Annotated in this window: 9 protein-coding genes; 6 read left to right on the forward strand and 3 right to left on the reverse strand. The window is 41.5% G+C overall.

All coding sequences use genetic code 11. From position 1 onward, the window contains the following. Positions 1–23: 23 nt before the first annotated feature. Both CAL6303_RS18595 and purE read right to left on the reverse strand, forming a co-directional pair. Complete coding sequence (locus CAL6303_RS18595) at positions 24–1,643, reverse strand: ammonium transporter (protein WP_015199366.1); 1,620 nt, start codon at positions 1,641–1,643, stop codon at positions 24–26. Positions 1,644–2,322: 679 nt separating this feature from the next. After that, on the reverse strand, positions 2,323–2,841 hold the full coding sequence (purE, locus tag CAL6303_RS18600; RefSeq protein ID WP_015199367.1) for a 5-(carboxyamino)imidazole ribonucleotide mutase: 519 nt from the start codon (positions 2,839–2,841) through the stop codon (positions 2,323–2,325). Positions 2,842–3,054: 213 nt separating this feature from the next. On the opposite strand from purE, the gene CAL6303_RS18605 reads away from it, so the two are divergent. From CAL6303_RS18605 to CAL6303_RS18625, 6 genes are all read left to right on the forward strand, one after another. Continuing rightward, on the forward strand, positions 3,055–3,630 hold the full coding sequence (locus CAL6303_RS18605; protein ID WP_015199368.1) for a Uma2 family endonuclease: 576 nt from the start codon (positions 3,055–3,057) through the stop codon (positions 3,628–3,630). 313 nt (positions 3,631–3,943) lie between these two features. Further along, positions 3,944–4,171, forward strand: a complete 228-nt coding sequence (locus CAL6303_RS29425; RefSeq protein WP_415748907.1) for a type II toxin-antitoxin system HicA family toxin — start codon at positions 3,944–3,946, stop codon at positions 4,169–4,171. 9 nt (positions 4,172–4,180) lie between these two features. Continuing rightward, on the forward strand, positions 4,181–4,543 hold the full coding sequence (locus tag CAL6303_RS18610; RefSeq protein WP_015199369.1) for a type II toxin-antitoxin system HicB family antitoxin: 363 nt from the start codon (positions 4,181–4,183) through the stop codon (positions 4,541–4,543). A gap of 140 nt (positions 4,544–4,683) precedes the next feature. Next, positions 4,684–4,878: a hypothetical protein gene (locus CAL6303_RS28615; protein WP_051036704.1), complete on the forward strand. Its 195-nt coding sequence runs from the start codon at positions 4,684–4,686 to the stop codon at positions 4,876–4,878. Between the two features lie 188 nt (positions 4,879–5,066). After that, a complete protein-coding gene (locus CAL6303_RS18620; RefSeq protein WP_015199370.1) occupies positions 5,067–6,341 on the forward strand; it encodes an FAD-dependent hydroxylase in 1,275 nt (424 codons plus the stop codon). Positions 6,342–6,786: 445 nt separating this feature from the next. After that, positions 6,787–9,012: a transglycosylase SLT domain-containing protein gene (locus CAL6303_RS18625; protein WP_015199371.1), complete on the forward strand. Its 2,226-nt coding sequence runs from the start codon at positions 6,787–6,789 to the stop codon at positions 9,010–9,012. Between the two features lie 347 nt (positions 9,013–9,359). Here the strand turns inward: CAL6303_RS18625 and dnaK are convergent, their stop codons facing one another. After that, complete coding sequence (dnaK, locus tag CAL6303_RS18630; protein WP_015199372.1) at positions 9,360–11,267, reverse strand: molecular chaperone DnaK; 1,908 nt, start codon at positions 11,265–11,267, stop codon at positions 9,360–9,362. Positions 11,268–11,300: the final 33 nt, after the last annotated feature.

Here is an 11,300-nt window from a genome sequence, read left to right on the forward strand (position 1 = left end):
GACTTCAGACATAAAGAGGTCAATTAGTATCTACTTGGTACATCACCTTGTGGTGGCATCGGATCATAGTTGGAAGATTCTGTAAATACATTACCTTCCTTCAGAAAACCACTGTATGCTTCCATACCATGTTCAGCAATATCTAAGCCTTCGATTTCCTCATTAGCCGATACTCGAATACCCAATGTAGCTTTCAGGGCTAACCAAAAGATGGTACTGAGAAGAACTGTGATTCCCCCAACAGAAACAATCCCAATAATCTGGGGAATCAATGTAGATAATCCGCCACCCATAAATAAACCGTGGGGTCCCACTGGTTTACCTGCTAAATCCACCATCCAAGGATAAGCACCAGGTCCTGCCGAGAACAAACCTACAGCCAAAGTTCCCCAAATACCGCAAACTAAGTGTACGGATGTCGCACCAACTGGATCATCAATACCCAATCTGTCAAAGAAGGTGACAGAGAAGACTACAATAATTCCTGCAACTAAACCTATAACAATGGAACTGGGAATACTTACCCAAGCGCAGGAAGCTGTAACACCCACCAAACCAGCTAAAATGCCGTTGATGATCATTGATAAATCTGGTTTACCCAAATAAAACCATGCAGTAGCAGTTGCCGCAATTCCACCAACTGCACCAGCCATGTTAGTTGTCAAAGCAATGTGGGTAATTGCTTTGGGGTCAGCAGCCATGACTGAACCGGGGTTAAAGCCAAACCAACCCAACCATAGAATCAAGCAGCCAAGGGTGGCAATACTCATATTGTGACCAGGAATTGCCACAGGTTTCTTGTTTTGGTATTTGCCAATGCGGGGTCCTAAGAATGCCGCACCCATCAAAGCAGCCCAACCACCAACTGAGTGAACAACTGTAGAACCAGCAAAGTCCCAAAAGCCAGCTTTATATAACCAACCACCACCCCAAATCCAGTGTCCGGTGATACCGTAGGCAACTCCCACCAATAAAACGCTGAAAATCAGAAAATCAACAAATTTAATTCTTTCTGCAACTGCCCCAGAAACGATGGTGGCAGCAGTTCCAGCAAATACTAGTTGGAAGAGGAATTTTGCTTCTAGAGGTACACCAGTCCAATTCAGGGAACCGAAAACGCCTTTGTAAGCATCACCGACTGCGGGGCTATTATCGTTACCTTGGAGGAAAAATCCTGTCAAACCGATGAAGTCATTACCATCTCCAAACATCAACCCGAAACCAATTGCCCAAAAGGCAACAGTGGCTAAGGCAAATACAATTAAGTTTTTGGAGAGGACATTAACAGCATTTTTCTGGCGACAAAAACCAGTTTCTAACATGCAGAATCCGGCATTCATAAAGAAGACTAAAAAAGCCGCGATTGCTACCCAAAGGGTGTCAATGGCAACTTTTAAATCACCAATAGAATTTTTTAATTCCCCAGTTGTTGGGGCTGCTGGTGTTTGCGCGAACGCAGTATAGCCCCAAGCCAGTACCAGAAGGCAAGCAAGGGGAATACAAGCTTGCCAACCCCAAGATAAGCCTTTGATGCTTTGGGCTAATTTTTCTAGTTGGAAACTAGATTTTGCAGCATGGTTGCTTGGTGTCTTGTAGTGATGATGACTTCTTCGGTTCCAGTTCCGATTTTGTTTTAATTTCAACGCTTTACTCCAAACTGTTCTTAGTCTAAAAAATGCTCGTCATGTAAACAAAAAACTCAAACTTTAGTCAGTTATGTCATTACCTTCTCGAAAACAAACCACAGAAACAATTTCCTTCTTAATTCGTGAAAATATAATAGGAAATTTGGGAACATCCTAACGTTTAATTGTTGATTAAGAAACAATTATGATGCAGTTTCTATGGTAATTGAGTGTTTTTGATTGGTTCTTTCATAATTATTAATCGAGCTTAATACATGAGGTCTATCTACTTATTTCATAAATGTATTATTAGATACAAAATAATGGCTCTTGCATGAATTTAAAGATACATTAACTGCACAAACTAAATTATTTTCAGTAAAAGCTAGTATTTCCTGAGTAAACAATTTGCCGATGCAAGTAAATGTGTATAGATTGTGTATTTGTAAACTCTAAAATTCTGTAATCTTAAATACAATTTATCTTTGCTTGATTATTATTCCTGAGCATAATACTCAGTCCCCAAAGCTAATAGAGCCAGTAAAATCAGGGTTTCGTGACTTTGTAACTAAAACCCTGAATAAGTAGTAAAGTTTTGTAAATTTATTTTTCTGGTGAACAAACGGTAAAGTCAGTTGTAGATTAATTAGGCGTAGTTTACCACCGTAGGTATGGCAGATAATGTTTTGGAGATTTTTTATTCCATAGCCTTTAAATATTCTGTGTAGCCCAATTCCTCTAATTTTGATTGCTTCGACATCACCAAGTCACAAAGATTTTTCCGATATTCTTGCACCTTTACGAGTAATTCCGGATTACTACAGGCAATAATTTGTACAGCCAAAAGCCCAGCATTTTTAGCATTGCCAATGGAAACAGTGGCTACAGGTATACCTGCTGGCATCTGCACAATTGAATATAACGAGTCAACACCCTGAAGGTGACGAGTAGCAATCGGTACACCAATTACAGGTAAAGGGGTGAGAGATGCCACCATCCCCGGAAGATGTGCAGCACCTCCCGCACCAGCAATGATAACCTTGATGCCTCTTTCATGTGCAGATTTGGCATAATCCACCATTCTTTCAGGGGTACGGTGAGCGCTGACTATGGCAACTTCAGCTAATATATTGAATTCTTCGCAGATAGCGATCGCGTCTTTCATTGTGGGCAGATCAGAATCACTACCCATAATAATACCGATGATGGGGGACATAGGAGTTTAGGATATTATTTCTCATTCCATCCCCGATTTTTTCAGATAAATCGAGGATCTGGCAACACAAATAAGCAGCATACAACGAAAAGTGAACTAATCTCTTCAAAGTTCAGTTAAAAATAATCCTAAGATGGGGCTTTAAACCGACATTTTCGCTTGATGTCAGCATAAAATTTGTATAATCCTTGTTGCTGAGTCAGAGTTTGCTCTATGGAAGCCTTAACAGTAGATTTCAAATCAGTTATTGAATTAACAGACGAGCAATTTTATCAATTGTGTAGCTCAAATCCCGATGTCAGATTTGAGCGCAATGCAACAGGGGAATTAATTATTATGCCACCAGTTGGGGGAGAATCAGGAAATAGAAATGGTAGAGTTAATCAACAATTATTTAATTGGTCAGACATAGATAATACTGGTATAGCTTTTGATTCATCTACAGGTTTTAAATTACCTAATGGTGCAGAACGTTCTCCTGATGCTTTTTGGGTAAAATTATCAAGGTGGAATGCATTAACATCAGAACAACAAACTAGATTTTTACCTCTTGCACCAGATTTTGTAATTGAGTTACTTTCACCAAGTGATAGTTTGAAAGTAACTCAGAAAAAGATGGAAGAATATCAAAGTAATGGTGTAGGTTTGGGTTGGTTGATAAATCGGAAGTTGCGACAAGTTGAGATTTATCGAGTTGGGAAAGAAGTGGAAGTTTTAGATAATCCTAGCAGTTTGTTGGGTGAAGATATTTTGCCTGGGTTTGTATTGAATTTGGATGTGATTTGGTAAAAAAGATATCCGAAAACTTCATAAATCAGGTTTTTTATACCGATTGAAATAATGTTTGCAACATACCAGTTATATGTAGGGGTTTAGCAATGCTAAACCCCTACCGATGTCTCGCATTCTTTTGTCACAAATGCTTCGTGAAGAAATTATGCGATCTCAAAGTCATCAAGTATGATATCAAAATATGATATCATAGTTAAGTGGATTATACTTTTCAGTTAAGATACGGTGCATCGAATTCAATAGTAAACAACGTAAAGTATTAAAGCTGATTTTTACAAATCCAGTTCCAGCAGATATTCTTTGGAAAGATATTGAAAGTCTTTTAAAAGCACTTGCTGCGGAGGTTACACAAGGACAAGGTTCACGGGTTAGGGTTAAATTAGATGGAATTAGGGCAGTTTTTCATGAACCACATCCCGAAAAAGAGACAAATAGAGGAGCAGTAAAATCAGTTAGAGAGTTTTTGTTGAAAGCTGGAGTTGAAGTAGAAAAAGAAATAGAAGACATAGAAGATATAAATAGCTCGGAAGATAAATAATTAACTACCATGATGAATTACAAGGGATATACAGCAGTTATCGAAGTTGATATAGAAGCAGGAATTTTGTTTGGAAGAGTATTAGATATTAATGATGTCATCACATTCAAAGGTAAAACTGTTGATGAAGCCAGGGAAGAATTTTACAATTCAGTAGATGATTATTTGTCTTTTTGTGAAGACTTGGGAGAGGAACCAGATAAATCTTTTTCTGGGAAATTGCCATTTCGGACGACTCCCGAAAATCATCGTAAAATATTTATTGCTGCCAAAAAAACAGGTAAAAGTATTAATGCATGGATGGATGAGGTTTTAACCTTCGCAGCAGAGAAAGTAATTAATTTGGAAAGTGCTGGTAATTCAATTCGATGAAATTTATGGACTGGCAACTGCCATAATCGACATATTCTGATTCTAGACCATAAATATCTTCTAAAACTGGAGTTGAAACTGAATACTCAAAGCTTTGAAGTTATAAAAATACGAAGGAAGAAAGAAAAAAGATTGCTTCGTTGTTAGTTGCATCTGAGGATGAATTTACTGTTTTAGAGGAAATAGAACTTTTAACAGTAGATATTAGAGGTTATGCCAGCCAAATTTTGGTTAATGGTAGGATTGAAAATCAACAGGAAGCTATTGAAAAGCTGCACTCTATCGGGGTGATTCAAATAGCTGCTTATTGCTCAATTTTACTTGGATACCAGTAACGACTATCCCAAAATGAAGGCTTATATTCTAATTCTAGATTACATGGGACAGGCGATACCCGCAAAAGCGATCGCTTCTGTTGGGAATACCTAGTAAACTCGTCACGGTGAAAAACCCTGCTAATACTTGCTCAAAGCGGGTAGGTTGCGTCAAAATAGGATTAAAACCTTGTAAACATCTCTTAACAATGCAACTTTTGACTCAAATTCCCCAAAGCAGTGCAGCACCCCCAGCCACGACGCAACCGCTGGGATATGATTATGATTTGGTCATAGTTGGTGGTGGAATTGCGGGTTTAACTTTAGCTAGTGCGTTAAAAAATTCGGGATTAACTGTGTTGTTGGTGGAGGCAAAGCTGGAGTCGGCAGCAGCGATGAAGGGACAAGCTTATGCTGTACATATGCTTTCAGCTTTGATTTTCCAGGGAATTGGGGTCTGGAAGCAAATATTGCCCCAAATTGAAACCTATCGTCGGGTAAAGTTGTCGGATGGTGATTATTCGGGGACGGTGGAATTTAGTACCCAAGATATTGCTGCTGATGATTTGGGTTATGTGGCAGAACACCAAGCGCTGTTATATCCTTTGCAAAGTTTTGTGAAAGAATGTGCCAACGTTACCGTTTTGTGTCCGGCTGAGGTGGTGGAAACCCAATATCACCAAGATGCAGCAGTGACGACACTAAGAGTCGGTGAAGAAACCCAACTAATTCGCAGCCGTTTAATTGTAGCTGCCGATGGAGCGCGATCGCGTATTCGTGAAAATGCCGGAATTCAAACTCAAGGTTGGAAATATTGGCAATCATGTATTGTGGCATTTGTCAAGCCTGAGAAGTCTCACAATCAAACGGCTTATGAGAAATTCCAAGCAAGTGGACCTTTTGCAATTTTACCTTTACCGGGGAATCGTTGCCGAATTGTGTGGACTGCACCACATGAAGAGGCAAAAGCTTTACTAGCACTGAATGACGAGCAATTTTTAGTCGAATTAACCAACCGCTACGGACACCAAATGGGTAGGTTGGAGTTATTAGGCGATCGCTTTATCTTCCCAGTGCAGTTGATGCAAAGCAGTAAGTATGTATCCAATCGTTTAGCATTGGTTGGGGATGCTGCACATAATTGTCATCCTGTGGGTGGACAAGGGTTAAATTTAGGCATTCGGGATGTGGCAGCTTTAGCACAGGTGATTGAAGAAGCACATACCCAAGGTGAAGATATTGGTGATATTCAAGTTCTCAAACGTTACCAAAAGTGGCGTAAATTGGAAAACCTCACAATTTTAGGTTTTACTGATATTCTAGACCGGGTATTTTCTAACAACTTCCTCCCCATTGTCCTGTTGCGTCGCTTGGGTTTACAAGCAATGCGCTACATTCCTGTACTCAAAGTATTTTCACTAAAACTGATGATTGGACTATTAGGAAAAACGCCAAAAATTGCTCAACAGAAAGCGATTAATTGAGATTGCTTAAAAAATCTGCCATCAGCAAACACTTCACCTGGAAATCAATATTAAATAAAATTAATACCTTCGCCAATTCTGTAAAACGCCTTAAGTCCAAATTTTTGTGTAATTAATTTTGTCTGACTACTTATTAGAGGCTGTGTCCGCAGCCTGCCCTCCGGGAAGGCGCTATGCGTCTATCTTCGTATAGCCGCACCCTGGAAGGGTGTCGGATTTTGGCGAAGGTATTGATAAAATTAAATTTGGCAAAAAATCCGGTTTTTTTCCGAAAAAAATTCAAAATCCTCAAATCCAGTGTAGATAAATACTTCAGGCAAATGATGATCCCAAATCTTCATTAATCGAGGGTAGCAAATCGAAAACTAACCTGTAAAAGTTGCTCTATTGACCACCAACAGTGTTACAGTTTCAAAGTTATTGATGTGATTTTCAGCGGGTATCGATGCTGAAGAAGCTGCAAAAAAAGCAAATCTCCCTAATTGCGGGTGCCGGTTTATGTGCCTTTCTAGCTGGAGCAATGGTTTCAGCACCAGAGATTGGTAGGAATTTTGGTAGTTGGTTAAAAACTGGTAATAGCAAACCAGAACAACTTTCTGAGGAAACCACAGCAAAATCAGCCGTTTTACCGCTGGTATTGCAATCTCCCCAGGAACGAGCGACAAAATTAGAGGCTCTTGCCAAAAATTCCCAGTCACCAGATCGTGAACGCGCACGTTATCTGTTGGCAAGTGATTTGATTGAGAAAAAAGACGCAAAGTCTGCTCTCAAATTACTGGATGGTTTAGAACGTGATTATCCTCTCCTAGCACCTTATGTGTTGCTACGGCAAGCGGCAGCATACGACTTGCTACAAGAAGAAGCAAAAGCTTCCGATATCAGGCAAAGGGTTGTCAAAGATTATCCCACTCAACCTGCTGCCGTTAGGGCATTGTATCTAATTGGTACCCCCCAATACCAAGATAAAGCGATCGCGCAATTTCCCTCACACCCTCTAACTTGGGAAATTATCCGTCAACGCTTAAACAAAGACCCCAAACAACCGCAACTGCAACTTAATTTGGCAAAGTATGCTTATGATCAACCGGGTATAGTAGGTGTACTTGATCAACTTGTCAGCGATACCACCCTCAAACCCGAAGATTTTGAAGTAATTGGCAGCGCTTACTGGGAAAATAGCGAATTTGGTAAAGCTGCCACAGCTTATAGCAAAGCAACCCCTACAGCACGCAATGTATACAGATCTGGACGTGGTTTACAAGTCAGTGGACAACGAGAGCAAGCTGTGGCAATCTACCAACAGCTAATCAAGGAATTTCCTGAAGCTCCAGAAACCGCTACCGCACTATTACGACTAGCAGAACTTCAGAAATCTCGTAAAGATGCATTGCCATTACTTGACAAAGTAGTCGCCACATTCCCCAATAAAGCCGGGGTTGCACTGACGGAAAAAGCCAAAATTCTCCAATCTCAAAATGATGCCAAAGGTGCAGAAGCCGCCAGAAAGCTGTTAATTACCAAATTTGGCAAAACAGAAGAAGCCGCCGCATACCGTTGGAAGGTTGCCCAAGAAAAAGCAAAAGCCAAAGACTACAAAGCCGCTTGGCAATGGGCAGAACCAATTCCCACCAATAACCCTGATAGCATTTTGGCACCTAGAGCCGGCTTTTGGGTAGGGAAATGGGCGACGAAATTGGCTCAAAATCAACAAGCAAAGCAAGCTTATGAATATGTGTTGAGTAACTTTCCATATTCTTACTATGCTTGGCGTTCCGCTAGTCTTTTAGGGTTGAACGTAGGGAATTTTAACAGTCTGCGTAACACTCTTCCCTTGATTGTCCAATTACCACGTCCTTTACCCACAGCAGGTTCTGATACCTTCAAAGAATTATACTTGCTAGGACAAGATCGGGATGCTTGGTGGCAGTGGCAAACCGAATTTCAAAACAAAATGCAACCCACTATTCCCGAACAGTATACTGAAGGGTTGATGCGGTTAGCTAAGGGTGAAAATCTAATTGGGATTGATAAAGTTTCTAAATTAGAAGATCGAGAAACACCCGAAGAGGAAGCCGAATATCGGGAATTTAGCAAGAAAATCGCCTATTGGCAAGCACGTTACCCTTTCCCCTACGTGGATGAAGTGGAGAAAAACGCCCAAAAATACAAAGTAAACCCTTTGTTGGTGACAGCTTTGATTCGTCAAGAATCACGATTTGAAACCAAAGCCAAATCAACCGCAGGTGCCACAGGTTTAATGCAAGTAATGCCAGCAACCGCTAAATGGATTGCCCCCCAAATCAAACAGGATATGAAGAATATCAACCTGGAGAAACCAGAAGATAATATCATGCTGGGAACTTGGTATTTAGGGCATACCCATGACCAATATCAAGGTAATTCCTTACTAGCGATCGCATCTTACAACGCAGGACCTGGAAACGTCTCCAAATGGTTGACAACTATCCCCAAGGATGACCCCGACGATTTCGTTGAAAATATCCCCTTTGACGAAACTAAAAACTATGTCCGTCAGGTATTAGGCAACTATTGGAACTATTTGCGGCTATACAGTCCAGAAACTTCCAAAATAGTTTCTCAATATGCCGCCGATCACCCACAACTACCACATCAAGAATCAGCAAGTCCATCACCTGGGAAGAAGAAGTAGAAAGCAGGGAACAGCGTCAAGAAGAGGAAAAAGGGCAGTTCTTGCTGGGAGCAAGGGGGAAAACTGGAACGGAGCGTATGCCGTCCGACAAGCCCCGCCCTGTAAGGGCGGGGCTTGTACCCATGACGCTCACGGCGGAAGCCTGCTCCTTTTCCCCCTGCCTCTTCGATCAATGAGGGCAGTAGGCAGTAGAGGGGTTTTTGGAGGAAGCTTGAACTCCCAGCAAAAACTTTTCCCCTTAAAAGGGGAGACTTCTACTATGTTTGGTTTGGGGAGAAAAAACAAAAACTCCGACCTCTCATTTAGAGGTCGGAGTTAATTCCTACTTAGCAGTTACTAAGTACCATTTACTTACTTTCGGTAAAGTCAGCGTCAATCACATCATCTCCGCTACCACCGGAAGGTGCAGCACCATCAGTAGGTTCTGTACCCATACCTGCATCAGGTGTACCACCTTGTTGCTGATAGATGTTGCTACCCACTGCAAACAGTGCTTGTTGCAATTCTGGCATTAACTTCTGAATTTGATCGTCATCTTCTTTCGCAACCGCTTCCTTCAAGTCTTTGACTAAACCTTCAACTTTGGTTTTGTCAGCTTCTGGAACCTTGTCACCAAGTTCTTGGATTTGCTTCTCTGCTTGGTAAGCGAGGGAATCAGCTTGGTTTTTGCGGTCGATTTTTTCTCGACGTTCTTTGTCTGTGTTTGCGTTTTGTTCTGCATCACGCACCATCCGTTCCACATCAGTCTTATCGAGGGTGGAAGCACCTGTGATGCTGATGGATTGTTCCTTACCTGTACCCTTATCTTTCGCAGTTACGTTCAAGATACCGTTAGCATCGATGTCGAATACAACTTCGATTTGGGGTACACCGCGAGGTGCAGCAGGGATACCATCTAAGCGGAAAGTTCCCAGACTCTTATTGTCACCAGATATTTCCCGTTCCCCTTGAAGAACGTGGATTTCCACATTAGTTTGTCCGTCAACTGCGGTGGAGAATACTTCCGATTTCTTGGTGGGAATTGTGGTGTTACGGGGGATAATCTTGGTCATAACACCACCCAAGGTTTCTACACCTAGAGATAGTGGTGTTACATCTAGCAACAAGATACCAGTAACATCACCAGCTAATACACCTGCTTGGATTGCAGCACCAACAGCTACAACTTCATCAGGGTTAACGGTTTGGTTAGGATCTCTACCTAAAGCGCGTTTCACCAATTCCTGAACTGCGGGAATTCGGGTTGAACCACCCACCAATACCACTTCGTCAATTGCACCTTTGTCTAATTTGGCATCACGAAGTGCATTTTCAACGGGAGTACGGCAACGATCGATTAAGTCGGAGCAAATTTCCTCAAACTTAGCACGAGTCAGAACTGTATCGAGGTGCTTTGGTCCGTCTTGGGTGGCAGTAATGAAGGGGAGGTTGATTTCTGCTTGAGTAACGCTAGAAAGTTCAATTTTTGCCTTTTCTGCGGCTTCTGTCAGACGTTGCAAAGCTTGTTTATCTTTACGTAAGTCAATGCCTTCAGCACTGCGGAATTCTGCTGCGAGGAAGTCAACAATTTTTTTGTCGAAGTCGTCACCACCAAGGTGAGTATCTCCAGAAGTTGCTAATACTTCAAATACGCCTTCGCCAACTTCTAGTACTGATACGTCAAAGGTACCACCACCAAGGTCAAATACTAAGATAGTTTCGTTACTCTTTTTGTCGAAACCATACGCTAAGGAAGCTGCTGTTGGTTCGTTGATGATGCGAAGTACTTCGATACCAGCGATTTTACCAGCATCTTTGGTGGCTTGGCGCTGGGAATCGTTGAAGTAAGCGGGGACAGTAATTACAGCTTGGGTAACGGTTTCACCCAGGTATTTGCTGGCATCTTCAACCAACTTCCGCAAAACCTTTGCAGAAATTTCTTCCGGTGCAAAAGGTTTACCGACTTGAGGACAATCCAGTTTGACGTTACCACCACTTTGAAGCACTTTGTAAGAAACTTCAGTGGATTCGTTGCCAACTTCCTCAAAACGACGACCAATAAAGCGCTTTACTGAGTAAAAAGTATTCTCAGTATTCATTACTGCTTGACGTTTAGCGATTTGTCCAACTAGAGTATCGCCATTTTTCGCAAACGCAACAACTGAAGGTGTTGTGCGAAATCCTTCTGCATTGGCAATAACCGTGGGTTTACCACCTTCCATGACTGCCACGCAGGAGTTCGTTGTTCCTAAGTCTATTCCAACTACTTTTGCCATTTTGGGTGTTGGCTCCGTGTATAACTACAAAAA

Source organism: Calothrix sp. PCC 6303, assembly GCF_000317435.1.
Lineage (GTDB): Bacteria > Cyanobacteriota > Cyanobacteriia > Cyanobacteriales > Nostocaceae > PCC-6303.

Excerpts from the sequence above, each read along its gene's own strand:
- purE (WP_015199367.1), bottom strand. The coding sequence starts at position 2,841 with ATGTCCCCCATCATCGGTATTATTATGGGTAGTGATTCTGATCTGCCC.
- CAL6303_RS18605 (WP_015199368.1), top strand. The coding sequence starts at position 3,055 with ATGGAAGCCTTAACAGTAGATTTCAAATCAGTTATTGAATTAACAGAC.
- CAL6303_RS18610 (WP_015199369.1), top strand. The coding sequence starts at position 4,181 with ATGATGAATTACAAGGGATATACAGCAGTTATCGAAGTTGATATAGAA.
- CAL6303_RS18620 (WP_015199370.1), top strand. The coding sequence starts at position 5,067 with ATGCAACTTTTGACTCAAATTCCCCAAAGCAGTGCAGCACCCCCAGCC.
- CAL6303_RS18625 (WP_015199371.1), top strand. The coding sequence starts at position 6,787 with ATGCTGAAGAAGCTGCAAAAAAAGCAAATCTCCCTAATTGCGGGTGCC.
- dnaK (WP_015199372.1), bottom strand. The coding sequence starts at position 11,267 with ATGGCAAAAGTAGTTGGAATAGACTTAGGAACAACGAACTCCTGCGTG.